This window comes from Pseudomonas sp. WC2, from assembly GCF_050586545.1.
Lineage (GTDB): Bacteria > Pseudomonadota > Gammaproteobacteria > Pseudomonadales > Pseudomonadaceae > Aquipseudomonas.
In genome coordinates this window covers 60,650-84,155 of the sequence record NZ_JBOBDR010000015.1, presented here as the reverse complement: position 1 = coordinate 84,155, position 23,506 = coordinate 60,650, and the positions used below count along the sequence as shown (strand labels likewise).

The following is a 23,506-nucleotide window of genomic DNA, read 5'->3' as shown; positions in this document are numbered from 1 at the left end:
TCCCGTTTTTTCATTACGCGGCGAAATCAGATGACCTGAACGATCGCATCCGTCACAGCCTTGATGTTGCTCTGGTTCAGCGCTGCGACGCAGATGCGGCCGGTATCCAGTGCGTAGATGCCGAACTCGTTACGCAAGCGATGCACTTGTTCAGTGGTCAGGCCCGAGTAAGAGAACATGCCGCGCTGACGACCGACGAAGCTGAAGTCGCGGCCCGGTGCTTTCTCGGCCAGCAGGGCAACCATCTGCTCACGCATGCCGCGAATGCGCAGACGCATTTCGGCCAGCTCGGCTTCCCACTGCGCACGCAGTTCCGGGCTGTTCAACACAGCGGCGACGATGCTCGCACCGTGGGTCGGCGGGTTGGAGTAGTTGGTGCGGATCACGCGTTTGACTTGCGACAGTACGCGCGCGCTTTCTTCTTTCGATTCGCTGATGATCGACAGCGCACCAACGCGTTCGCCATACAGCGAGAACGACTTGGAGAAAGAACTCGATACGAAGAAGGTCAGACCAGATTCAGCGAACAGACGCACGGCTGCGGCGTCTTCGTCGATACCGTCGCCGAAACCCTGGTAAGCCATGTCGAGGAACGGCACGTGACCTTTGGCTTTAACCACTTCCAGCACGTTGTTCCAGTCCGCCGGGGTCAGGTCGACGCCGGTCGGGTTGTGGCAGCAAGCGTGGAGGATAACGATCGAGCCGTTCGGCAAGGCGTTGAGGTCTTCGAGCATGCCGGCACGATTCACATCGTGGGTGGCGGCGTCGTAGTAGCGGTAGTTCTGTACCGGGAAACCGGCGGTTTCGAACAGCGCGCGATGGTTTTCCCAGCTCGGGTCGCTGATCGCCACGACGGCGTTCGGCAGCAGTTGCTTGAGGAAGTCGGCACCGATTTTCAGTGCGCCGGTCCCGCCGACGGCCTGAGTGGTGATGACGCGACCGGCGCTGATCAGCGGCGAGTCGTTGCCGAACAGCAGCTTTTGCACGGCCTGGTCGTAGGCAGCGATGCCATCGATCGGCAGATAACCGCGAGAAGCGTGTTGAGCGACGCGAATCGTCTCGGCTTCAATAACGGCGCGCAGAAGTGGAATTCGCCCCTCTTCGTTGCAGTACACGCCAACGCCCAAGTTGACCTTGGTGGTCCGGGTATCGGCGTTGAATGCTTCGTTGAGGCCCAGGATTGGATCGCGGGGTGCCATTTCGACAGCGGAGAACAGGCTCATTATTACGGCGGCTCTGAATGGAGTGTGGAGGGACGTGTCGCGCTCCAGCCGAATGCACTAGAGCGGTGCACAAACGGGGAGCTAGTATAGAGGCCATCTGCGAGCAATGGCGACAGGCGATTCGGCTTTTCAGGTAAGTTTTTGCGTTTATTTCTTGACCGTTAGTCGATTGGTCGTGTCAGAGACTTTACCGGATGTAGGACGTTTGCCTTGAAAGCAGAGGCAATCGCCACCACATTGAGCACAATCCAGGTTTTTTCTTGCGCGACACCGGTCGTTTGCGGTCGTCCCCGTGGTGTTCCGCTTTGCTCGGAACGCCGCGATCCCAGAGGTGTATATGTCCGAATTCCAGCTCGTCACCCGCTTCGAGCCCGCCGGCGACCAGCCGGAAGCCATTCGCCAATTGGTGGAGGGCATCGAAGCCGGGCTGGCGCACCAGACGCTGCTCGGTGTGACCGGCTCGGGCAAGACGTTCAGCATCGCCAATGTCATCTCGCAGATTCAGCGTCCGACGCTGGTGCTGGCGCCGAACAAAACTCTCGCCGCGCAGTTGTACGGTGAGTTCAAGGCGTTTTTCCCGAACAACGCCGTCGAATATTTCGTTTCCTACTACGACTACTATCAGCCGGAAGCGTATGTGCCGTCGTCTGACACCTTCATCGAGAAGGATGCGTCGATCAACGACCACATCGAGCAAATGCGCCTGTCCGCGACCAAAGCGTTGCTGGAGCGAAAAGACGCGATCATCGTCACCACGGTGTCTTGCATCTACGGTCTCGGCAGTCCGGAAACCTATTTGAAGATGGTCTTGCACGTCGATCGCGGCGATAAGCTCGACCAGCGTGCATTGCTGCGGCGCCTGGCCGATCTGCAATACACCCGCAACGACATGGATTTTGCCCGTGCGACTTTCCGCGTCCGTGGCGATGTGATCGACATTTACCCGGCGGAATCCGATCTGGAAGCGATCCGCATCGAGCTGTTCGATGACGAAGTCGAGAGCATTTCCGCGTTCGACCCGCTGACCGGCGAAGTCATTCGCAAGATGCCGCGCTTTACGTTTTACCCGAAGAGCCACTATGTGACGCCACGGGAAACCCTGCTCGACGCTATCGAACACATCAAAGTCGAATTGCAGGAACGCCTTGAATACCTGCGCAGCAACAACAAACTGGTCGAGGCCCAGCGCCTCGAACAGCGCACGCGTTTCGACCTGGAAATGATCCTCGAACTAGGTTATTGCAACGGCATCGAAAACTACTCGCGCTACCTGTCCGGGCGTCCGGCCGGTGCGGCGCCGCCAACGCTCTACGATTACCTGCCGGCGGATGCCTTGCTGGTGATCGACGAATCCCACGTCAGCGTGCCGCAGGTCGGCGCAATGTATAAGGGCGACCGTTCGCGGAAGGAAACCCTCGTCGAGTATGGCTTCCGTCTGCCGTCAGCGCTGGATAACCGGCCAATGCGTTTTGATGAGTGGGAAGGGGTGAGCCCGCAGACCATTTTCGTTTCGGCGACGCCGGGCAACTACGAAGCCGAGCACGCTGGGCGTGTGGTCGAGCAACTGGTGCGTCCGACCGGGCTGGTCGATCCGCAGATTGAAGTGCGACCAGCGCTGACCCAGGTCGACGATCTGCTGTCGGAAATCTCCAAGCGCGTGGCCATCGAGGAGCGCGTGCTGGTCACCACGCTGACCAAGCGTATGGCTGAAGATTTGACCGATTACCTCGCTGACCACGGCGTGCGCGTACGTTACCTGCACTCGGACATCGACACGGTCGAGCGCGTCGAAATCATCCGCGATCTGCGTCTCGGCACTTTTGATGTGCTGGTCGGCATCAACCTTCTGCGCGAAGGCCTGGACATGCCGGAAGTGTCGCTGGTGGCGATTCTTGATGCGGATAAAGAGGGCTTCCTGCGCTCCGAACGGTCGTTGATCCAGACCATCGGCCGTGCGGCGCGTAACCTTAATGGCCGGGCGATTCTGTATGCGGACCGTATGACCGGTTCGATGGAGCGGGCGATTGGCGAGACCGAGCGTCGTCGCGACAAGCAAATCGCCTTCAACCTGGAAAACGGCATTACCCCGAAAGGCGTGTTCAAGGACGTCGCCGACATCATGGAAGGCGCCACCGTGCCGGGCTCGCGCAGCAAGAAGCGCAAAGGCATGGCCAAGGCTGCCGAAGAGAGCGCCAAGTACGAAGCCGAATTGCGCTCGCCGAGCGAGATCACCAAACGCATTCGCGCGCTGGAAGAGAAGATGTATCAGCTGGCGCGGGATCTGGAGTTTGAAGCGGCGGCGCAGATGCGCGATGAGATTGCCAAGTTGCGTGAGCGGCTATTGGCTGTGTAAGGATGATCGTTCCCACGCTCTGCGTGGGAATGCAGCCTCGGACGCTCCGCGTCCGCTGTGACGCAGAGCGTCACCGGAGTCGTTCCCACGCGGAGCATGGGAACGATCAGTCGCAGCTAGTGAGACTCCCCAGCCTTCAGCCCTTGCGGCAATTTCTTGGTCAGCAATATCGCCAGCATGCTCACCCCCAACGCAATCCCGACAAAGTGAAACGCATCGTTGTAAGCCATGATCGCCGCTTGCTGATGGACGATCTCACTCAACTTGCCCAGCGCCGCCGTGTCACTGCCAAACCGGTCCGTCATCGATGCCAGGCGCTCGGCCACCTGTGGATTGGTCGGCACCACCGACTCACGCAAATAATCGAAGTAAGTTTTGGTGCGCGCATCCAACAGCGTCGCCAGCAGTGCAATCCCGATCGCACCGCCAAGGTTGCGCAGAATGTTGAACAGGCTCGACGCCGACCCCGCGTCCTGCGGCAGGATGTACGCCGTGGCAATCAGCGAAATGGTGACCATGATCAGCGGCTGGCCGAGTGCGCGGATGATCTGAATCTGATTGAACTGCGGCCCGGCAAAATCCGGGTTGAGCACCCCCGATGAAAAACTCGCCAAACCGAACAAGCCAAACCCAAGCGTACAGAGCCATTTCGGCGAAATGATCTTCATCAGCTTCGGCACCAGCGGAATCAGAAACAGCTGCGGCACGCCCATCCACATGATGACTTCGCCAATCTGCAGGGCGTTGTAGTTCTGAATCTGCGCCAGATACAAAGGCAATAGATAGATCGAGCCGTACAGCCCGACGCCCATGCCCAGACTGGAAATACTCGACAGACCGAAGTTGCGATTGCGCAGGATGCCAAGGTTGATCAGCGGATTCGGTTTGGATATCTGCACGATCACAAAGGTGATCAAACTCACCAGCGCAATGCTGCCCAGCGTCACGATCAGGCTCGATTCCAGCCAGTCCTTGCGATGCCCTTCTTCCAGAAAAACCTGCAAGCACCCGAGGCCGATCCCCAGCGTGAGGATGCCGGTGTAGTCGGTGCTTTTCAGCAATTCCCAGTGCGCTTCTTTCTTTTCCAGCCCATACATCAACCCGGCGATCATGATCAGCCCCGGCGGAATGTTGATGTAGAAAATGTATTCCCAACCCCAGTTCTCCGTGAGCCAGCCGCCCAGCGTCGGGCCAATTGACGGCGCGAATGTAGCGGTCATGGCGAACATCGCCATGCCTTTGGCGCGGTGGTGTTCGGGGAGTTTGATCAGGGTCAGGGTGAACGCCAGCGGGATCAGCGCGCCGCCCGTGAAACCCTGCATGGCGCGAAAGACGATCATGCTCTCCAGGCTCCAGGCCATCGAGCACAGCAACGACGAAACCAGAAAGCCCAGCGACACCCACACCGCCAAACGCCGCGCGGAAAGAAGTTGCACCAGCCACGCGGTCAGCGGAATCATGATGATTTCCGCGACCAGATACGACGTGGAAATCCACGAGCCTTCTTCCAGCGTTGCCGACAACGCACCCTGAATATCTTTCAGCGACGAGTTGGTGATCTGGATATCCAGCACCGCCATAAAGGCCCCGAGCATCACGCTCATTACCGCAATCCAGTCCCTCCGGGTCGGTTCGCCGACTGGGCGGATCAGCGAATCACCGGCCATCTGCTGGGGCGTCTTTGATGTTCACAGTCGCGGTGACCGACATGCCCGGACGGATTTTGCCGTGCAGCGGGTTGTCGGCCTTGAAGGTGAGTTTCACCGGAATTCGTTGCACGACTTTGGTGAAGTTGCCGGTAGCGTTATCTGGCGGCAGCAGGCTGAACTGGGCGCCGGACGCGGCAAACAGGCTATCGACCCGCGCTTCAATCGGCGTGTCGCCATAAGCATCGAAGGTCAGCTCGGCTTTCTGGCCGGGTTGCATGTGGCCGATCTGGGTTTCCTTGAAGTTGGCCTGCACCCAGATGTCTTCGTCCGGAACGATCGACAGCAGATAGGCGCCAGCCTGCACCACCTGGCCGTTGCGGGCGGCGCGCTGGCCGACGAGGCCGCTGATCGGCGCGTGGATTTCGCTGCGGGTCAGGTTGAGTTCGGCTTGCGCGAGATCGGCGCGAGCGTTGGCAATCTGCGCGTCGAGGCGTTTGATTTCGGCGTTCAGGGCGTTGACTTGCTGACGCTGGCCTTGCGCGTCGGCTTGCGCTTTGGCCACTTGCGAACGGGCAATGTGGGTGTCGGCGGAGAGGGTGGTCACGCGTTCTTCGGACACGTAACCGGGTTTGCGCAGGGTTTCTGCGCGGGACAAATCCATCTGTGAACGACCGAGTGTCGCTTGGGTGGTCGCCACTTGCGCATCGCTGGCGGCGATCAGGCTCGATTGCTGGGTCAGTTTGCTCTGTGCTTGCAGGCGTTCGGCTTCGCGGGTGGCGAGGGCGGCATTGGCGCGGTCAATGGCCAGGCGGAAATCATTCGGCTCGAGGCGCACCAGCAATTGGCCTTTTTCCACGTGCTGATTGTCTTGCACCAGCACTTCATCGATGCGCGCGCTCAATTGGCTCGACACACGGGTGATTTCGCCCTGGACATAGGCGTTGTCGGTGCTTTCATAAAAGCGTCCCTTGAAAAACCAGTGAGCAAAAAAGCCCCCGGCAATCAGCAGGACGAGCAGCAGAAATATAAACAGGCGACGCTTGAGTTGGGCAGGCATGGGCAAACTGTAGTCGAGGAATTGTAAGGAAAGTTATCAGCCGGTGAATCTCGCATACAGCCGATAAACGGTAAATGCCAAGCGTTGATATTTGCCCATTCACCACGGCGTACGGGCGTTACAGACGCAAACTTGGCTTAAATGCCCTGCCTGCTGGAGCGGGGCGGGTGTCGCCTGTTACCATTCGCCGCTTGATTGTTTTGCTTTTCATTCTTTTCGAGACATGCCATGACCACCGTCCGCACTCGCATCGCGCCATCGCCTACCGGGGATCCCCACGTAGGTACCGCTTACATCGCATTGTTCAACTACTGCTTTGCCAAGCAGCATGGCGGTGAGTTCATCCTGCGGATTGAAGACACCGACCAGTTGCGTTCGACCCGCGAGTCCGAACAGCAGATCTTCGACGCGCTGCGCTGGTTGGGCATCGACTGGAGCGAAGGCCCGGACGTGGGCGGCCCGCACGGCCCGTATCGCCAGAGCGAGCGCGGCGACATCTACCAGAAGTATTGTCAGCAACTGGTCGACATGGGCCACGCGTTCCCGTGCTTCTGCACCGCTGAAGAGCTGGATCAGATGCGCGCCGAGCAAATGGCTCGCGGCGAAACGCCACGCTACGACGGCCGCGCGCTGCTGCTGTCGAAAGAAGAAGTCGCGGCCCGTCTGGCGGCTGGCGAACCCCACGTAATCCGCATGAAAGTGCCAAGCGAAGGCGTTTGCGTAGTGCCGGACATGCTCCGTGGCGACGTCGAGATCCCGTGGGATCGCATGGACATGCAAGTGCTGATGAAGACCGACGGCCTGCCGACGTACTTCCTCGCCAACGTGGTCGACGACCACTTGATGGGCATCACCCACGTGCTGCGTGGCGAAGAGTGGCTGCCATCGGCGCCGAAACTGATTCTGCTGTACGAATACTTCGGTTGGGAGCAGCCGGAGCTGTGCTACATGCCGCTGCTGCGTAACCCGGACAAGAGCAAGCTGTCCAAGCGCAAGAATCCGACCTCGGTGACGTTCTACGAGCGCATGGGCTTCATGCCGGAAGCGATGCTCAACTACCTCGGCCGCATGGGCTGGTCGATGCCGGACGAGCGCGAGAAGTTCTCGCTGCAGGAAATGGTCGACAACTTCGACCTCAAGCGTGTGTCGCTCGGCGGGCCGATCTTCGACATCGAGAAGCTGTCGTGGCTCAACGGCCAGTGGCTGCGTGATCTGCCGGTGGAAGAGTTCGCCAGCCGTCTGCAGACCTGGGCGCTGAACCCGGAATACATGATGAAGATCGCGCCGCTGGTTCAGGGCCGCGTTGAAACCTTCAGCCAGGTTGCCCCGCTGGGTGGGTTTTTCTTTGCTGGCGGGGTTAACCCGGATGCCAAGCTGTTCGAATCGAAAAAGCTCTCCGGTGATCAGGTGCGTCAGTTGATGCAGTTGATCCTGTGGAAGCTGGAGAGCCTGCGTCAGTGGGAAAAGGACAACATCACCGCGACGATTCAGGCGGTGGTTGAATCGCTGGAGCTGAAACTGCGTGACGCGATGCCGCTGATGTTTGCTGCGATCACTGGTCAGGCGAGTTCGGTGTCGGTGCTCGATGCGATGGAAATCATTGGCCCGGACCTGACCCGTTTCCGTCTGCGCCAGGCGATTGACCTGCTGGGCGGCGTGTCGAAGAAAGAAAACAAAGAGTGGGAAAAGCTGCTGGGCGCTATCGCTTAAGCACCCCTGACTCTGCAGGAACCACCGAAGGCCGGGATCTTTTGATTCCGGCCTTCGGCGCTTTCCCCCCGAATTTACGGGGGAGGGCGGTAAGTGATTGTTATGCCGACGAAAAACTTTGAAATTTTTCAAAAATAAGTTTGACAGGCTTTCGATACGCCCTTAAGATTCGCCCCGTCCTCAGCGATGACATCAACGATGAGGGGCTATAGCTCAGCTGGGAGAGCGCCTGCATGGCATGCAGGAGGTCAACGGTTCGATCCCGTTTAGCTCCACCAATTTTACACTTCGAGGTCTGGCCACACCGGCCTTGAAGCGATCAACACTCAGCGTTGATCAGTTGTATAGAAGGGTTTGCGTCCCCTTCGTCTAGTGGCCTAGGACACCGCCCTTTCACGGCGGTAACAGGGGTTCGAGTCCCCTAGGGGACGCCAGTTTTACAGAAGTGATGTTGCGAAATGTCACTCCGCCGCGAGGCGAAAAATCCGGGGCTTTAGCTCAGCTGGGAGAGCGCCTGCATGGCATGCAGGAGGTCAGCGGTTCGATCCCGCTAAGCTCCACCAATTTTACAAGTTCAAGGTCTGGCCACACCGGCCTTGAATCGATCAGATCTCAGCACTGATCAGTTGTATAGAAGGTTTGTGTCCCCTTCGTCTAGTGGCCTAGGACACCGCCCTTTCACGGCGGTAACAGGGGTTCGAGTCCCCTAGGGGACGCCACGATTACCCGCTCTGCGGGATTTTATAAGGGTCATTCAATTATTGAATGGCCCTTTTGTTTGTCTGCCGTTTGGCCAACTCTCCTTTTTCCTTACACTGTGCTTCAGACCAGCGGTCATATTCTTGACTTGCAGATTATTATTATGCGAATAATATTCTAATCGTAATATTCGGAGGCAACGATGAACGATAAAAAAGCTCAAACCCGCGAACGCATCCTCAAGGCTGCCAGCGCCGCGCTGATCCAGCGTGGCCCGGCCGATCCGAGCGTGGGCGAAGTGATGGGCGCAGCCGGCCTCACCGTCGGTGGCTTCTATGCGCACTTCGAAAGCAAGGACGCGATGATGCTCGAGGCGTTCAAGCAATTGCTCGGTCGCCGTCGCGATCTGATTGCCGACATGGATGCCGAACTGACCGGCGAAGAGCGCCGCGCCTTGGTGGCTGCGTTCTATCTGTCGCGCAAGCATCGGGATTCCAGTGATGCGGCCTGCCCGATTCCGGCGTCGATCGGTGAACTGGGGCGTTTGCCGGAATCGTTCCGCATCGCGCTGAACGAACACCTGGAATTGATGATTGCGCAGTTGGCGTCCAGCCCTGAGGACACCGACAAAGCCCTGGCCGATGTGGCCTTGATGGTCGGTGGTCTGGCCCTCGCAAGAGCACTGGGTCCGGGAGACTTATCTGATCGATTGCTGCGCGCTGCCAAGTCGGCGGTGCGTTGACCTGAAGGCAACAGGCCTGAGGAGAGAGCGATGAACACGTTGAAGTGGGTTCGTGGCGTTAATGGCACCTTGGGCTGGATTGCACCGAAGCGAGTGGCGAGCAAGATGCGTCTGGCATTCATGACGCCACGCTCGCTGCCGCTGCGGGATTGGGAGCTGCCGATGCTGGCCAGCGCCGAGCGCATCACTTTGCGTTTCGGCCTCTCGGCATTGCGTTGGGGTCAAGGCCCTGCGGTGCTGATGATGCACGGTTGGGAAGGGCGGCCCACCCAGTTCGCCGCGCTGATTACCGCACTGGTTGACGCCGGCTACACCGTTATCGCCCTCGACGGCCCGGCCCACGGTCGTTCGCCGGGACGCGAAGCCAACGTCGTTCTATTCGCCCGGGCCATGCTTGAGGCCGCTGCCGAGTTGCCACCCCTGGAAGCCGTCATCGGTCACTCCATGGGCGGCGCCAGCGCGATGCTCGCCGTGCAACTGGGCTTGCGCACCGAAACCCTCGTCAGCATCGCAGCTCCTGCACGCATTCTCGGCGTACTGCGCGGCTTCGCCCGTTACGTCGGCATGCCGCCCAGAGCGCGTTCAGCGTTTATCCGCCAAGTCGAGCAAGACGTTGGCATGCGCGCCGCCACCCTCGATGTCGCCCACTATCAACTGGATATGCCCGGCCTGATCGTGCACGCCGAGGACGACAACTTTGTCTCGGTCAAAGAATCGCAATTGATCCACGAATCCTGGTTCGACAGCCGCTTGCTGCGGCTTGAGGGTGGCGGTCATCAGCGCGTGCTCGCTGACCCGCGCGTGATTGATGGCGTGTTATCACTGTTGGCCGGTCGCAGCCTGCAGGCGCGCCAATCGGCGTAAGCATCCGTTACACTGCCCCGGTTGAATAATTGATCGGGAGTGGGGCATGGGCTGGGATCGGGCAACGCCGTTTACCATTGATCTGCAAGTAGGCGCCGAGGACATCGACGGGCTGGGCCACGCGAACAACGCTGTCTACGTGACTTGGCTCGAACGCTGCGCCTGGCGCCACTCGCAGCGTCTGGGTCTGGATCTGGTCGAATATCGCCGACTGGATCGGGCGATGGCCGTGGTCCGTCACGAAATCGATTATCTGGCCGCCGGGTATGAAGGCGACGAGTTGCAATTGGCGACGTGGATCGTCGATTGGGATCAGCGCCTGAAAATGACCCGGCATTTCCAGCTCAAACGCCCGAGCGACAACACCACGCTGTTGCGCGCGCAGACCACGTTTGTGTGCATTGAACTGACCACGGGCAAGCCCAAGCGCATGCCGGCGGAGTTCATCGAAGGCTACGGCCCGGCGATCCAAATCCCCGACACCGCTCAAATCTAAAATGTGGGAGCGAGCCTGCTCGCGAAAGCCGTCTGTCAGTTGATATATGCATACCTGACACACCGCTTTCGCGAGCAGGCTCGCTCCCACAAGGTTTCTGCGAACTCCTGCGATATCCAGTAAACTGCCGCACGTTTTTCCTTCAAGTAGTGTTTTCCCATGCAAATTGCTCTGGCGCCCATGGAGGGGTTGGTCGACGACATCCTCCGCGACGTGCTGACCCGCGTTGGCGGCATCGACTGGTGCGTGACCGAATTCATTCGGGTCAACGATCAGTTGCTCACGCCGGCCTATTTCCACAAGTTCGGCCCGGAGCTGCTCAACGGCGCCCGCACCGCGTCCGGCGTGCCATTGCGCGTGCAATTGCTCGGTTCCGATCCGGTCTGCCTGGCGGAAAACGCTGCACTGGCCTGCGAACTGGGCTCCGAGGTGATCGACCTCAACTTCGGTTGCCCGGCCAAGACTGTGAACAAATCCCGTGGCGGCGCGGTGTTGCTGAAAGAGCCTGAGCTGCTCAACCAGATCGTCGAGCACGTGCGCCGTGCCGTCCCTGCGCACATTCCCGTCACCGCAAAAATGCGGCTGGGCTTCGACAGTCCGGACGGTTCGCTGGTCTGCGCCACGGCGTTGGCCGAGGGCGGCGCCGAACACATCGTGGTTCACGCGCGGACCAAAATGGACGGTTACAAGCCGCCCGCGCATTGGGAGTGGATTCCACGCGTGCAAGACGTGGTCAAGGTGCCGGTGTTCGCCAATGGCGATATCTGGAGCGTCGAAGACTGGCGCCGTTGCCGCGAAATCAGTGGTGTCGAAGACATCATGCTCGGTCGCGGTCTGGTGTCGCGTCCGGATCTGGCCAAGCAGATCGCTGCTGCACGCGCCGGCGAGGAAGTGGTCGAGATGACCTGGGCCGAATTGATGCCGCTGATCCAGGACTTCTGGCTGCAAGCCAAAGCACAGATGACCGCACGCCAATCACCGGGCCGTTTGAAGCAATGGCTGGCCATGCTCACGCGCAATTATCCCGAGGCCAGCGAGTTGTTCACCGTGCTGCGCCGTGAGACTGAACCGGATCACGTCTCGCGTTTGCTCGGCCTGCCGGTCGCCGAAGCGGCCTGAAAAAAATCTGCAAATAATCTCTTGAAATCAAATCAGTGGTCCCTATCTAAGGGTTACGCGATGCCGAATTCGGGTCGCGGAGATAAAAAACCTTGCTGATTGTTTTCAGGAGATTTGAACCATGAGTACCGCATTTTCCCTCGCGCCACTGTTCCGTTCTTCGGTAGGTTTCGACCGCTTCAACGACCTGTTCGAAACCGCTTTGCGCAACGAGCCAGGCAGCAGCTACCCACCTTACAACGTGGAAAAACACGGTGATGACCAATACCGCATCGTCGTAGCGGCCGCCGGTTTCCAGGAAGAAGATCTGGAGCTGCAAGTCGAGAAAGGCGTGCTGACCATCAGTGGCGGCAAACGTGATGCCAACGAAGGCGTGACCTTCCTGCATCAGGGCATCGCCCAGCGTGCTTTCAAGCTGTCCTTCCGTCTCGCCGATCACATCGAGATCAAGTCTGCTGATCTGAAAAACGGTCTGCTGAGCATTGATCTGTTACGAGTGATCCCGGAAGAAGCGAAAGCCAAGCGCATCCCGATCAATGGGATGGAGAAGCCGGTTCTGCAATAAGGCCGAGCAATGAGAAGGGCGCCAACGGCGCCCTTTTTTGTGCCCGCTATTCCAGCAGCACCTTCAGATCTTCCAGCGCCACCGGGCGACTGTGGAGATAACCTTGATACAAATGGCAGCCCAGCCCTTGTAGAAATGCCAACTGCTCAGGCGTTTCCACGCCCTCGGCAATCACCTCCAGCTCCAGGCTGCGCGCCATGGCGACGATCGCGCGGATGATCTCGGCATCGTTGGGATCGGTCGTCGCATCGCGCACAAACGACTGATCGATTTTCAGCGTGTCCACCGGCAGCCGCTTGAGGTAAGTCAGCGATGAATAACCGGTACCGAAATCGTCCATGGCGAAGCTCACGCCGAGCTTCTTCAGGCGGCGCATTTTGCTGATGGTGTCTTCCAGATTCTGGATGACGATGCCTTCGGTGATTTCCAGTTTCAGCAGCGAGCAGGGCAGGCCGTGGCTGATCATGCTGTGTTCGATGCGTTCGACGAAGTCGTTCTGGCGGAATTGCCGGGGGCTGATGTTCACGCACAAGCTGAAATTGAGCGGGTCGACCAGTTTCAGCGTGATCAGTTGTTTGAAGGCATCGCAGGCCTCGTCGAGGATCCAGGTCCCGACTTCGAGAATCAGGCCACTGTCCTCCAGCACTTTGATGAACTCGGTGGGCGATTGTGCGCCAAGTTCCGGGTGATTCCAGCGCACCAGCGCTTCGGCGCCAATGATCTGATTGTTGCGGGCATCGATCTGCGGCTGGAAGTGCACGTTGAATTCGCCGCGTGATAACGCCAGGCGCAAATCGGTCTCCATGCGCAGCCGTTCGCTGGCCGCTTTCTGCATGGTGTTGTGGTACATCTGCGTGGTGTTACGCCCGGAATCCTTGGCCCGGTATAGCGCGATGTCGGCGCGTTTAAGCAGATCGGTCGGCGTCGAGCCGTGATCGGGAATCAGCGCCACGCCGATACTTGGCGTCACTTGCAAACGCTGGCCGTCGAGGAACATCGGCTCCGAGAGCAATTCGCGCAGGGTGTCGGCCAGATTGCGCACCTGAGCGCTGACTTCGTTGCGCGAGCCTTCGAGGCCGCTGAGCAACACCACGAACTCATCGCCACCGAGGCGCGCGACTGTATCTTCCATGCGCACGCTGGCTTCCAGTCGCGCGGTGATGATCTTCAGCACCGTGTCGCCGACCGGGTGACCGAGCGAATCATTGATGTGTTTGAAGTGGTCGAGATCGAGGAACAGCAACGCGCCGCGCAGATTGTGGCGCTTGAGCAGGGCGATCTGCTGGCTCAGGCGATCCATCAGCAGCGCGCGGTTGGGCAGGTTGGTCAGCGGGTCGTGGTAAGCCAGGTGGCGAATCTGCGCTTCGGCGTTTTTCAGAAGACTGACGTCGCGGGCGGTCAGCAGCAGGCACGCGGTTTCATTGAGGGTGATCGGTTCGACCGAGACCTCCACTGTCAGCATTTCCCCGCGTTTATTGCGCCCGAGCATTTCCTGATGGTGCACGCGGCCTTTGATCTGCAACTCGGCCAGCAGCGCCGAGCGTTGCTTCTCTTCGGCCCAGATGCCGACCTGATACACGGTTTTGCCCACCACTTCGTCGGCGCGATAGCCGGTGAGGCGGCAGAAACCGTCGTTGACCTCCAGATAGCGTCCGGTATCGCGCTCGGTGATGGTGATTGCGTCGGGGCTGGAGTGAAACGCCTTGGCGAACTTCTCTTCGCTGGCCTTGAGCGCTGCTTCCGAGCGCTGTTGCTGAGTAATGTCGCGCAGGGTGGTGACGATGCACGGCTGGTCGCCGACGCTGATCTGCCGACTCGAAATCACGCAGGTCAGCGACTGACCGTCCTTGTGCTGGACGATGATCGCGACGTTGCTCAGGCCCTGCTCGCGGATCACCCGCTCGATGCGTTGCAGGCTTTTCGCCGAGGCGTCCCACAGACCGATCTCTTCGGCGGTGTGACCGATGACGTCGACGGCGCTCCAGCCGAAGGTCTGGGTGAAGCTGTTGTTGATTTCGATGAACTCGCCACTGTCCTGGCGCGTGACGCAGATCGGGTCGGGGCTGACCTGGAACAGCGTGGCGAATTTTTCTTCCGAGGCCACCAGCCGCTGCTCGCGTTCGACCTGATCGGTAATGTCCAGCAGCGTGCCAGCCATGCGCAGCGGCGCGCCGTTGTCGTCGCGATAGAGGCGGGCGCGGCTTTCCAGATAGCGCGAACTGCCGTCCGGCAATTGCACACGGTAGGTCAGTTGATAATTGCCCGCCGGGCCTTCGCGCAGGCTGCGGTAGGCGTCGCGCATAGTGTCGCGCTCTTCGCCGGGCACGCCTTCGAAAAACTCTTCGAACGACTCATGAAACGGCTTCGGTTCAAGCCCGTGCAATTGCGCGGCCCGCGCCGAGCCGTAAAGCATGCCGCTGGGAATGTGCCAGTCCCAGGTGCCGAGCTGCGCCGAATCCAGCGCCAGATCGAGGCGCTCCTGGCTGTCCTTCAAGGCATGTTCGGCGGCTTTGCGCTCAGTGGTGTCGAGGAAGGTGCTGAGCAGATAGGGCTGGCCTTCAAGCTCGACTTTCTGTGCGCTGAGAATGCCGTCATGAACCTGGCCGTTGCTGGCGCGGAACTGCACTTCCATGGCGATCAACTCGCCTTTGGTGTTGGTTTTTTTGACCAGTTCTGCGCGTTGTTCGGGATGCACCCACAGCCCGAGTTCCAGCGTGGTGCGGCCAATGGCGCTCTGCACCGGCCAGCCGAACAGGCTTTCGAAATACTGGTTGGCTTCGCTGATCAGGCCGTCTTCCTGGCGGGTCAGCAAGACCATGTTCGGGCATAAATGAAACAGTGTGGCGAAACGTTTCTCCGAGCTGCTCAGCGCCTGTTCGCGTTGGCGCTGGTGGGTGATTTCGCGGATCACCCCGATCATTCGGGGGCGACCGTTTTTATCCGGGAGCAGACTGCCGCTGATTTCCAGCCAGTGCAGGCTGCCGTCGGGCCAGCGGATGCGGTGGTGCATCGCCTGTTCCAGCGGCGCTCCAGCGATCACGGCGTGAAAGGCGCGAACGGTTTTCGCACGGTCTTCCGGGGGCAGCAGGTCGAGATATTCCAGATCTTCGGGCAACGGTTGCCGAGGATCAAAGCCGAACAAAGCCTGGGTGCCCCGTGACCAACTGATCTGCCCGCGCTCGATGTCCCAATACCAGGCGCCGAGCCGGGCGCCGTTCAGCGCGGCAAGCAATTGCGGCGCGCTTTCCCAGCTCTGCTCGGAATGACGCGGGTCAACCGCCTGAATACGCGGCATCGGCGGAATTCGGTCAACAGATTTCGGCATTATGGACAGGCCTTGAGCTGATGGTGGCATTAGGCACAGGGGCAGCGGCTCTATAGGAGTAGCACAAGTTGGCCTTAAGTCCCTGGCAGATCGATTTGTGCATCCAGCAATGCCATGAAGGCTCTTGCCGCATTCGATAGCGTCCGTTCGGTGTGCAAGATATAGCCTAGCTGGCGACTGAGCTGTATGCCCGGCAATGCGATGCTTGCCACCTGTTCGTCGAGCATGGTGCGCGGCAAAACGCTCCAAGCCAGACCGATCGAGACCATCATCTTGATGGTTTCCAGATAGTTGGTGCTCATGGCGATGTTCGGCGTCAGGCCTTGGGCCTCGAATAAACGCTGCACGATATGGTGTGTAAAAGTGTTGCCGCCGGGGAAAACCGCCGGATGACCGGCAATGTCCGCCAGGCTGATGGGGCCGTTATTGATCAGCGAATGCTCCGGGGCGACCACGAAATCCAGCGGGTCGTCCCACACTGGCGTGGCTTTCACCAGCGAATGAGGCTCCGGCGCGAGGGTGATCACCGCCAATTCTGCGCGGCCATGGAGAATTTCTTCGTAGGCCACTTCCGAATCAAGGAACTGAATATCCAGCGCAACCTGTGGGTAGCGGCGAGTGAACTCCCTCAATAAAGGTGGCAAACGGTGCAAGCCGATGTGGTGACTGGTCGCCAGCGTCAGGCGCCCGCTGACTTCACCGGTCAGGTTGGTCAGGGCGCGGCGGGTGTCGTCGAGCACGTTGAGAATCTGATAAGCCCGCGGCAGCAGGGCGCGTCCGGCCTCGGTCAGGCCGACTTCGCGACCCAGCCGATCAAACAGGCGCACCTTCAATTGTTGCTCCAGCCCGGCGATGCGTTTGCTGATCGCCGGCTGTGTCAGGTGCAACCGTTCGCCGGCGCCGGAGAAGCTGCCGGTCTCGGCAATCGCGATAAAAGCGTTGAGGTTGGCCAGATCCATGTTCGTATTCCAGTTGGTTATCCAAAGCATAAAAAATATGAATTTGAGTTATTTAATCTAACCCCATAGGATCGGCCTCACAAGCCAAAGGGTTATTGATAAGCCCAGGGCATAGAAACAAGCTGATGAGGAACCGTCTGATGGCCGGCAAAACGCTCTACGACAAGCTCTGGGATTCGCACTTGGTCAAGCAGCGCGACGATGGCTCTGCGCTGATCTACATCGATCGTCACATCATCCACGAAGTGACCTCGCCGCAAGCCTTCGAAGGCCTGCGTCTGGCCGGGCGCAAGCCTTGGCGCATCGATGCCAACATCGCGACCCCGGACCACAACGTACCGACCACCCCGGAACGCAAGGGCGGCATTGAAGCGATTGCCGATCAGGTCTCGCGTTTGCAGGTTCAGACCCTCGACGACAACTGTGATGAATACGGCATCGTCGAGTTCAAGATGAACGACGTCCGCCAAGGCATCGTCCACGTCATCAGTCCGGAGCAGGGCGCGACCTTGCCGGGCATGACCGTGGTCTGCGGCGACTCGCACACCTCGACCCACGGCGCGTTCGGCGCGTTGGCGCACGGTATCGGCACCTCTGAGGTTGAGCACGTGCTCGCGACTCAGTGCCTGGTCGCCAAAAAAATGAAAAACATGCTGGTGCGCGTTGAAGGGCAATTGCCGTTCGGCGTGACCGCCAAGGACATCGTCCTCGCGGTGATCGGCAAGATCGGCACCGCCGGCGGTAACGGCCACGCCATCGAATTCGCTGGCAGCGCGATCCGCGACTTGTCCGTCGAAGGCCGCATGACCATCTGCAACATGTCCATCGAAGCCGGCGCCCGCGTTGGCTTGGTGGCAGCGGATCAAAAGACTGTCGATTACGTGAAGGGCCGTCCATTCGCCCCGAAAGGCGCGGAATGGGACATGGCCGTCGAAGCCTGGAAAGACCTAGTCTCCGACGCCGACGCCAAGTTTGACACCGTGGTCGAACTCGACGCCGCGCAGATCAAGCCGCAAGTCAGCTGGGGCACTTCGCCGGAAATGGTGTTGGCCGTTGATCAGAACGTGCCGGATCCGGCCAAGGAAATGGACCTGGTCAAGCGCGACTCGATCGTCCGCGCCTTGAAATACATGGGTTTGACCGCCAATCAGGCGATCACCGACATTCAGCTGGATCGCGTGTTCATCGGTTCCTGCACCAACTCGCGCATCGAAGACTTGCGCGCTGCGGCGGTCATCGCCAAGGGCCGTAAAGTCGCGTCGACGATCAAACAAGCGATCGTGGTGCCGGGCTCGGGTCTGGTCAAGGCGCAGGCGGAAGCTGAAGGCCTGGACAAGATTTTCCTCGAAGCCGGTTTCGAATGGCGTGAGCCGGGTTGCTCGATGTGCCTGGCGATGAACCCGGACCGTTTGGAGTCCGGTGAACATTGCGCCTCGACCTCCAACCGTAACTTCGAAGGCCGTCAGGGCGCCGGTGGCCGTACCCACCTCGTCAGCCCGGCCATGGCGGCGGCGGCAGCGGTGAACGGTCGTTTCATCGACGTTCGCGAATTGATTTAAGGAGCGCAGCATGAAAGCTTTTACCCAGCACACTGGTCTTGTCGCGCCTTTGGATCGTGCCAACGTCGACACCGACCAAATCATTCCGAAGCAATTTTTGAAGTCGATCAAGCGCACCGGTTTCGGGCCGAACCTGTTCGACGAGTGGCGTTACCTCGATGTCGGTCAACCGTATCAGGACAACTCCAAGCGTCCGCTGAACAAGGACTTCGTCCTCAACGCCGAGCGTTATCAAGGTGCCAGCGTCTTGTTGGCCCGTGAGAACTTCGGTTGCGGTTCCAGCCGTGAACACGCGCCGTGGGCGCTGGAAGAATACGGTTTCCGCAGCATCATCGCGCCGAGCTACGCCGACATCTTCTTCAACAACAGCTTCAAGAACGGCTTGCTGCCGATCATCCTCAGCGACGCTGAAGTCGATGAGTTGTTCAAGCAGGTCGAGGCTGAGCCGGGTTATCAATTGCAGGTCGATCTGCAAGCACAGACCGTGACCCGTCCGGATGGCAAGGTGTACAGCTTTGAGATCGATGCGTTTCGCAAGCACTGCCTGTTGAACGGTCTGGACGATATCGGTTTGACCTTGCAGGACGGCGATGCGATTGCGACGTTTGAGGCCAAACACCGGGTGAGCCAGCCGTGGTTGTTTCGCGACGCGTGATTGATTCGAGATTGATGTAGTCAGGGCCGGCCCCTTCGCTGGCAAGCCAGCTCCCACATTTGGAACGCATTACCCTGTGGGAGCGAGCCTGCTCGCGAAGACGGTAGTCCAGGCGATACAAAGCTAAAGCCAGAAGGATGTGACCATGACCAGCACCGCCCAACACACCCAGGTCGTACAAAAGCAATTCGGTGAACAGGCCGCCGCCTACCTGAGCAGCGCCGTTCACGCGCAAGGCACCGAATTCGCGCTGCTACAAGCTGAGCTGGCGGGGCAGGGCGAGGCGCGGGTTTTGGATTTGGGCTGCGGCGCCGGTCACGTCAGTTTCCACGTTGCACCGCTGGTCAAGGAAGTGGTTGCCTACGACCTGTCGCAGCAAATGCTCGACGTGGTCGCCGCCGCTGCGGTTGAACGCAACATCAGCAACATTGCCACGATCAACGGCGCCGCCGAGCGTCTGCCGTTTGCCGATGGCGAGTTCGACTTCGTGTTCAGCCGTTATTCGGCGCATCACTGGAGCGATCTCGGTATGGCCCTGCGCGAAGTGCGGCGGGTGCTGAAGCCGGGCGGTGTGGCGGCGTTCGTGGATGTGTTGTCACCGGGCAGTCCGTTGTTCGACACTTACCTGCAAAGCGTCGAAGTGCTGCGCGACACCAGTCACGTGCGCGATTATTCCGCCGCCGAGTGGTTGCGGCAGGTCAGCGAGGCTGGTTTGCATGTGCGCAGCACCACGCGTCAGCGCCTGCGGCTGGAGTACACCAGTTGGGTTGAACGCATGCGCACACCCGATGTGATGCGCGCGGCGATCCGCCAGTTGCAGCAGTCGATGGGCAACGAAGTGCGCGAATATTTTGAGATTGATGCCGACGGCTCGTTCAGTACAGATGTGATCGTATTGATGGCTGAGCGATAAGAATTTTTCCGGGCGTGCCGGTAAAGGCGCACCGATTGAAGACACGAGGAAAGCATGAGCAAGCAGATTCTGATTCTCCCAGGTGATGGTATTGGTCCGGAAATCATGGCCGAAGCGGTCAAGGTGCTGGAACTTGCCAACGACAAGTACAGCCTGGGCTTCGAGCTGAGCCATGACCTGATCGGTGGCGCGGCCATCGACAAGCACGGCGTGCCGCTGGCCGACGAAACCCTCGAGCGTGCCCGCGCTGCCGATGCCGTACTGCTGGGCGCCGTCGGTGGCCCGAAATGGGACACCATCGAGCGTGATATCCGCCCTGAGCGCGGACTGCTGAAAATCCGTGCGCAACTGGGTCTGTTCGGCAACCTGCGTCCGGCGATTCTGTACCCGCAACTGGCCGAGGCTTCGAGCCTGAAGCCGGAAATCGTTGCTGGCCTGGACATCCTCATCGTCCGTGAGCTGACCGGTGGCATCTACTTCGGCGCGCCGCGCGGCACCCGTACCCTGGAAAACGGCGAGCGTCAGTCCTACGACACGCTGCCGTACAGCGAAAGCGAAATTCGCCGCATCGCCCGTGTCGGCTTCGACATGGCCATGGTTCGCAGCAAGAAGCTCTGCTCGGTGGACAAGGCCAACGTACTGGCGTCGAGCCAACTGTGGCGTGAAATCGTTGAAGAAGTGGCCAAGGATTATCCAGAAGTCGAACTGAGCCACATGTACGTCGACAACGCCGCGATGCAACTGGTGCGCGCACCGAAGCAGTTCGACGTGATCGTCACTGACAACATGTTCGGCGACATCTTGTCCGACCAGGCGTCGATGCTCACCGGTTCCATCGGCATGCTGCCGTCGGCCTCGCTGGACACCAACAACAAGGGCATGTACGAGCCTTGCCACGGTTCGGCGCCAGACATCGCCGGCAAAGGCATTGCCAACCCGTTGGCAACCATTTTGTCGGTGTCGATGATGCTGCGTTACAGCTTCAATCTGCAGGATGCGGCCGATGCCATCGAGAAAGCCGTCAGCGTCGTGCTCGATCAAGGGCTGCGCACCGGCGACATCTATTCGGCCGGTTGTAGCAAAGTCGGTACGCAGGAAATGGGCGACGCAGTAGTCGCCGCGCTGCGGAATCTGTAATCTCTCGGGCCCGCTGCGAAATTCAATACAAAGCAGCGGCCCACTTTTCAAGAAGGTGTAGTTGCGATGAAACGTGTAGGTCTGATCGGTTGGCGCGGGATGGTCGGTTCCGTGCTCATGCAGCGGATGCTGGAAGAGCAGGATTTCGATCTAATCGAGCCGGTGTTTTTCACCACTTCCAACGTCGGTGGCCAAGGCCCGTCCGTGGGCAAGGACATTGCTCCGCTCAAGGATGCTTACAGCATTGATGAGCTGAAGACCCTCGACGTGATTCTGACCTGCCAGGGCGGCGACTACACCAGCGAAGTGTTCCCGAAACTGCGCGAAGCCGGCTGGCAGGGTTACTGGATCGACGCAGCCTCGAGCCTGCGCATGAACGATGATGCGGTCATCATTCTTGATCCGGTCAATCGCAAGGTCATCGACCAGCAGCTCGATGCGGGAACCAAGAACTACATCGGCGGCAACTGCACCGTCAGCCTGATGCTGATGGGCCTGGGCGGCTTGTTCGAAGCCGGTCTGGTCGAGTGGATGAGCGCCATGACTTATCAAGCGGCCTCCGGTGCAGGCGCGCAGAACATGCGTGAACTGATCAAGCAAATGGGCGCGACCCACGCCGCTGTTGCCGATCAACTGGCCGATCCGGCCAGCGCGATCCTCGACATCGACCGTCGCGTGGCCGACGCCATGCGTAGCGAAGCGTACCCGACCGAAAACTTCGGCGTACCTTTGGCCGGCAGCCTGATCCCGTGGATCGACAAGGAACTGCCGAACGGCCAGAGCCGTGAAGAATGGAAAGCTCAGGCCGAGACCAACAAGATCCTCGGTCGCTTCAAGAGCCCGATCCCGGTCGACGGCATCTGCGTGCGCATCGGTGCGATGCGTTGCCACAGCCAGGCGCTGACCATCAAGCTGAACAAAGACGTACCGATCGCCGACATCGAAGGGCTGATCAGCCAGCACAACCCTTGGGTAAAACTGGTGCCGAACAATCGCGATATCAGCATGCAGGAACTGAGCCCGACCAAGGTCACCGGCACCCTGAACGTACCGGTTGGCCGTCTGCGCAAGCTCAACATGGGCTCGCAGTTCCTTGGCGCGTTCACCGTTGGCGACCAACTGCTGTGGGGCGCGGCCGAACCGCTGCGTCGCATGCTGCGGATTTTGCTCGAGCGTTGATTGCTTGAAGCAATGAAAGAGCCCGTGCCTTGAAAGAGGTGCGGGTTTTTTTATGCCGATCGTTCCCACGCTATGCGTGGGAATGCATCCCGGGACGCTCCGCGTCCCTTTACAAGCCGAACGCGGAGCGTCCGATGCGGCATTCCCACGCGGAGCGTGGGAACGATCCGGGTGGGCAGAAATTGCCTGTGCGCCAGTCACCCGGTAAAGTGCCGCTCCCCCCGTTTCGCCAGAGGCTCGCACCATGACCCAGACCCTAGATATTGCCGTAATCGGCGCCACCGGTACTGTCGGCGAAACCCTCGTACAGATTCTCGAAGAACGCGACTTCCCGGTCGGTAACCTGCACTTGCTGGCGAGCAGCGAATCCGCCGGCAGCTCGGTACTGTTCCGCAACAAGAACGTGCGCGTTCGCGAAGTCGACGAGTTCGATTTCAGCAAGGTCAAACTGGTGTTTTTCGCCGCAGGCCCGGCTATCACTCTGAGCTACGCCGCGCGTGCCCACGCCGCCGGTTGCTCGTTGATCGACCTGTCCGGCGCCTTGCCGGCCGATCAGGCGCCACAAATCGTCCCGGAGGCCAACGCCGAAGTGCTCGCCGGTTTAAAGGCGCCGTTTCAAGTCAGCAGCCCAAGTCCATCGGCCACTTCGTTGGCCGTGGTGCTGGCGCCGCTGCTCGATCTGATCGATCTGCAATATGTCAATGTCACCGCCAATCTGGCCGTTTCCGCCCAAGGCCGTGAAGCTGTGACCGAGTTGGCGCGGCAGACTGCCGAGCTGCTCAACATGCGTCCGCTGGAGCCGACTTTCTTTGATCGGCAGATGGCTTTCAATTTGCTGGCGCAGGTTGGCACGCCTGATGCGCAAGGCCATACGTTGCTGGAAAAACGCCTGGTGCGCGAGTTGCGTCAGGTGCTGGCGCTGCCTTCTTTAAAGATTTCCGCAACTTGCGTTCAAGCCCCGGTGTTTTTTGGCGATAGCTTTAGCGTGACCTTGCAGTCGACGAAGGCTGTCGACATGGTGAGGGCCAGCGCTGCACTCGAAGAGGCACCGGGTATCGAGCTGGTCGACGCCGGCGATTATCCGACTGCGGTCGGTGACGCGGTAGGGCAGGACGTGGTCTATGTCGGGCGCGTGCGCAGCGGTGTCGACGACCCGGCGGAACTAAATCTGTGGCTGACGTCAGATAACGTACGCAAGGGCGCGGCCCTTAACGCTGTGCAGGTGGCTGAATTGTTGATAAAAGACCTGCTGTAAAAGATACTTGGCAACAATTTGTCGACTGATTCTAGGTGAGCGCTATG

Annotated in this window: 18 protein-coding genes and 4 tRNA genes; 17 read left to right on the top strand and 5 right to left on the bottom strand. The window is 59.6% G+C overall.

Going from position 1 to position 23,506, the window contains the following annotated elements; all coding sequences use genetic code 11:
- Window positions 1–26: 26 nt before the first annotated feature.
- Window positions 27–1,223 (bottom strand): amino acid aminotransferase, encoded by a 1,197-nt coding sequence (locus tag ACQ4OE_RS19115; protein WP_038363598.1) that lies wholly within the window; start codon window positions 1,221–1,223, stop codon window positions 27–29.
- A 337-nt stretch (window positions 1,224–1,560) separates the two neighbouring features.
- Between ACQ4OE_RS19115 and uvrB the strand changes: the two genes are divergently transcribed.
- A complete protein-coding gene (gene uvrB / locus ACQ4OE_RS19110) occupies window positions 1,561–3,576 on the top strand; it encodes an excinuclease ABC subunit UvrB (protein WP_159812935.1) in 2,016 nt (671 codons plus the stop codon).
- 116 nt (window positions 3,577–3,692) lie between these two features.
- Here uvrB and ACQ4OE_RS19105 read toward each other — a convergent pair whose 3' ends face one another.
- The gene (locus tag ACQ4OE_RS19105; RefSeq protein WP_122592479.1) at window positions 3,693–5,243 is read right to left on the bottom strand and encodes an MDR family MFS transporter; all 1,551 of its coding nucleotides are present in this window, start codon (window positions 5,241–5,243) and stop codon (window positions 3,693–3,695) included.
- Window positions 5,233–6,282, bottom strand: a complete 1,050-nt coding sequence (locus ACQ4OE_RS19100) for an HlyD family secretion protein (RefSeq protein ID WP_430947549.1) — start codon at window positions 6,280–6,282, stop codon at window positions 5,233–5,235. Before ACQ4OE_RS19100 ends, ACQ4OE_RS19105 begins: the two co-directional genes overlap by 11 nt.
- A gap of 228 nt (window positions 6,283–6,510) precedes the next feature.
- Between ACQ4OE_RS19100 and gltX the strand changes: the two genes are divergently transcribed.
- The 10 genes from gltX (at window position 6,511) to ACQ4OE_RS19050 (ending at window position 12,477) form a co-directional block, all read left to right on the top strand.
- Window positions 6,511–7,992 carry a glutamate--tRNA ligase gene (gltX, locus tag ACQ4OE_RS19095; RefSeq protein ID WP_105705073.1) on the top strand — a complete coding sequence of 494 codons (1,482 nt, stop codon included), beginning with the start codon at window positions 6,511–6,513 and terminating at the stop codon, window positions 7,990–7,992.
- Between the two features lie 202 nt (window positions 7,993–8,194).
- A tRNA-Ala gene (locus ACQ4OE_RS19090) sits at window positions 8,195–8,270 on the top strand.
- 80 nt (window positions 8,271–8,350) lie between these two features.
- Window positions 8,351–8,426, top strand: a tRNA-Glu gene (locus tag ACQ4OE_RS19085).
- Window positions 8,427–8,479: 53 nt separating this feature from the next.
- Window positions 8,480–8,555, top strand: a tRNA-Ala gene (locus tag ACQ4OE_RS19080).
- A gap of 80 nt (window positions 8,556–8,635) precedes the next feature.
- Window positions 8,636–8,711 (top strand) — tRNA-Glu (locus ACQ4OE_RS19075).
- A 182-nt stretch (window positions 8,712–8,893) separates the two neighbouring features.
- Entirely contained in the window at window positions 8,894–9,433 is a 540-nt protein-coding gene (locus ACQ4OE_RS19070) for a TetR/AcrR family transcriptional regulator (RefSeq protein WP_007913421.1), read from the top strand.
- A gap of 30 nt (window positions 9,434–9,463) precedes the next feature.
- A complete protein-coding gene (locus tag ACQ4OE_RS19065) occupies window positions 9,464–10,297 on the top strand; it encodes an alpha/beta fold hydrolase (RefSeq protein ID WP_430947548.1) in 834 nt (277 codons plus the stop codon).
- 46 nt (window positions 10,298–10,343) lie between these two features.
- Window positions 10,344–10,793: an acyl-CoA thioesterase gene (locus tag ACQ4OE_RS19060; RefSeq protein ID WP_430947547.1), complete on the top strand. Its 450-nt coding sequence runs from the start codon at window positions 10,344–10,346 to the stop codon at window positions 10,791–10,793.
- 159 nt (window positions 10,794–10,952) lie between these two features.
- Window positions 10,953–11,912, top strand: a complete 960-nt coding sequence (locus ACQ4OE_RS19055) for a tRNA dihydrouridine synthase (protein ID WP_430947546.1) — start codon at window positions 10,953–10,955, stop codon at window positions 11,910–11,912.
- 121 nt (window positions 11,913–12,033) lie between these two features.
- The gene (locus ACQ4OE_RS19050) at window positions 12,034–12,477 is read left to right on the top strand and encodes an Hsp20 family protein (protein WP_430947545.1); all 444 of its coding nucleotides are present in this window, start codon (window positions 12,034–12,036) and stop codon (window positions 12,475–12,477) included.
- Between the two features lie 46 nt (window positions 12,478–12,523).
- Here the strand turns inward: ACQ4OE_RS19050 and ACQ4OE_RS19045 are convergent, their stop codons facing one another.
- Both ACQ4OE_RS19045 and ACQ4OE_RS19040 read right to left on the bottom strand, forming a co-directional pair.
- Window positions 12,524–15,802 (bottom strand): sensor domain-containing protein, encoded by a 3,279-nt coding sequence (locus ACQ4OE_RS19045; protein WP_430947544.1) that lies wholly within the window; start codon window positions 15,800–15,802, stop codon window positions 12,524–12,526.
- Between the two features lie 74 nt (window positions 15,803–15,876).
- On the bottom strand, window positions 15,877–16,761 hold the full coding sequence (locus ACQ4OE_RS19040) for a LysR family transcriptional regulator (RefSeq protein ID WP_122592472.1): 885 nt from the start codon (window positions 16,759–16,761) through the stop codon (window positions 15,877–15,879).
- Window positions 16,762–16,901: 140 nt separating this feature from the next.
- Here ACQ4OE_RS19040 and leuC point away from each other — a divergent pair, with 140 nt between their 5' ends.
- The 6 genes from leuC (at window position 16,902) to ACQ4OE_RS19010 (ending at window position 23,459) form a co-directional block, all read left to right on the top strand.
- Window positions 16,902–18,320: a 3-isopropylmalate dehydratase large subunit gene (leuC, locus tag ACQ4OE_RS19035; protein WP_016984527.1), complete on the top strand. Its 1,419-nt coding sequence runs from the start codon at window positions 16,902–16,904 to the stop codon at window positions 18,318–18,320.
- Between the two features lie 10 nt (window positions 18,321–18,330).
- The gene (gene leuD / locus ACQ4OE_RS19030; RefSeq protein WP_007913445.1) at window positions 18,331–18,975 is read left to right on the top strand and encodes a 3-isopropylmalate dehydratase small subunit; all 645 of its coding nucleotides are present in this window, start codon (window positions 18,331–18,333) and stop codon (window positions 18,973–18,975) included.
- A 145-nt stretch (window positions 18,976–19,120) separates the two neighbouring features.
- Window positions 19,121–19,888 (top strand): class I SAM-dependent methyltransferase, encoded by a 768-nt coding sequence (locus ACQ4OE_RS19025; protein ID WP_430947543.1) that lies wholly within the window; start codon window positions 19,121–19,123, stop codon window positions 19,886–19,888.
- Window positions 19,889–19,942: 54 nt separating this feature from the next.
- On the top strand, window positions 19,943–21,025 hold the full coding sequence (gene leuB / locus ACQ4OE_RS19020; protein ID WP_430947542.1) for a 3-isopropylmalate dehydrogenase: 1,083 nt from the start codon (window positions 19,943–19,945) through the stop codon (window positions 21,023–21,025).
- 66 nt (window positions 21,026–21,091) lie between these two features.
- On the top strand, window positions 21,092–22,204 hold the full coding sequence (asd, locus tag ACQ4OE_RS19015; RefSeq protein WP_008083209.1) for an aspartate-semialdehyde dehydrogenase: 1,113 nt from the start codon (window positions 21,092–21,094) through the stop codon (window positions 22,202–22,204).
- A gap of 244 nt (window positions 22,205–22,448) precedes the next feature.
- On the top strand, window positions 22,449–23,459 hold the full coding sequence (locus ACQ4OE_RS19010; RefSeq protein ID WP_430947541.1) for an aspartate-semialdehyde dehydrogenase: 1,011 nt from the start codon (window positions 22,449–22,451) through the stop codon (window positions 23,457–23,459).
- Window positions 23,460–23,506 lie beyond the last annotated feature (47 nt).

What these genes read in the sequence shown, in the direction of transcription:
- ACQ4OE_RS19105 (WP_122592479.1), bottom strand. Translation starts at nt 5,243, where the DNA reads ATGGCCGGTGATTCGCTGATCCGCCCAGTCGGCGAACCGACCCGGAGG.
- ACQ4OE_RS19025 (WP_430947543.1), top strand. Translation starts at nt 19,121, where the DNA reads ATGACCAGCACCGCCCAACACACCCAGGTCGTACAAAAGCAATTCGGT.
- uvrB (WP_159812935.1), top strand. Translation starts at nt 1,561, where the DNA reads ATGTCCGAATTCCAGCTCGTCACCCGCTTCGAGCCCGCCGGCGACCAG.
- ACQ4OE_RS19100 (WP_430947549.1), bottom strand. Translation starts at nt 6,282, where the DNA reads ATGCCTGCCCAACTCAAGCGTCGCCTGTTTATATTTCTGCTGCTCGTC.
- ACQ4OE_RS19060 (WP_430947547.1), top strand. Translation starts at nt 10,344, where the DNA reads ATGGGCTGGGATCGGGCAACGCCGTTTACCATTGATCTGCAAGTAGGC.
- leuD (WP_007913445.1), top strand. Translation starts at nt 18,331, where the DNA reads ATGAAAGCTTTTACCCAGCACACTGGTCTTGTCGCGCCTTTGGATCGT.
- asd (WP_008083209.1), top strand. Translation starts at nt 21,092, where the DNA reads ATGAAACGTGTAGGTCTGATCGGTTGGCGCGGGATGGTCGGTTCCGTG.
- leuC (WP_016984527.1), top strand. Translation starts at nt 16,902, where the DNA reads ATGGCCGGCAAAACGCTCTACGACAAGCTCTGGGATTCGCACTTGGTC.
- ACQ4OE_RS19055 (WP_430947546.1), top strand. Translation starts at nt 10,953, where the DNA reads ATGCAAATTGCTCTGGCGCCCATGGAGGGGTTGGTCGACGACATCCTC.
- ACQ4OE_RS19050 (WP_430947545.1), top strand. Translation starts at nt 12,034, where the DNA reads ATGAGTACCGCATTTTCCCTCGCGCCACTGTTCCGTTCTTCGGTAGGT.
- gltX (WP_105705073.1), top strand. Translation starts at nt 6,511, where the DNA reads ATGACCACCGTCCGCACTCGCATCGCGCCATCGCCTACCGGGGATCCC.
- ACQ4OE_RS19070 (WP_007913421.1), top strand. Translation starts at nt 8,894, where the DNA reads ATGAACGATAAAAAAGCTCAAACCCGCGAACGCATCCTCAAGGCTGCC.
- ACQ4OE_RS19010 (WP_430947541.1), top strand. Translation starts at nt 22,449, where the DNA reads ATGACCCAGACCCTAGATATTGCCGTAATCGGCGCCACCGGTACTGTC.
- ACQ4OE_RS19115 (WP_038363598.1), bottom strand. Translation starts at nt 1,223, where the DNA reads ATGAGCCTGTTCTCCGCTGTCGAAATGGCACCCCGCGATCCAATCCTG.
- ACQ4OE_RS19065 (WP_430947548.1), top strand. Translation starts at nt 9,464, where the DNA reads ATGAACACGTTGAAGTGGGTTCGTGGCGTTAATGGCACCTTGGGCTGG.
- ACQ4OE_RS19040 (WP_122592472.1), bottom strand. Translation starts at nt 16,761, where the DNA reads ATGGATCTGGCCAACCTCAACGCTTTTATCGCGATTGCCGAGACCGGC.
- ACQ4OE_RS19045 (WP_430947544.1), bottom strand. Translation starts at nt 15,802, where the DNA reads ATGCCGAAATCTGTTGACCGAATTCCGCCGATGCCGCGTATTCAGGCG.
- leuB (WP_430947542.1), top strand. Translation starts at nt 19,943, where the DNA reads ATGAGCAAGCAGATTCTGATTCTCCCAGGTGATGGTATTGGTCCGGAA.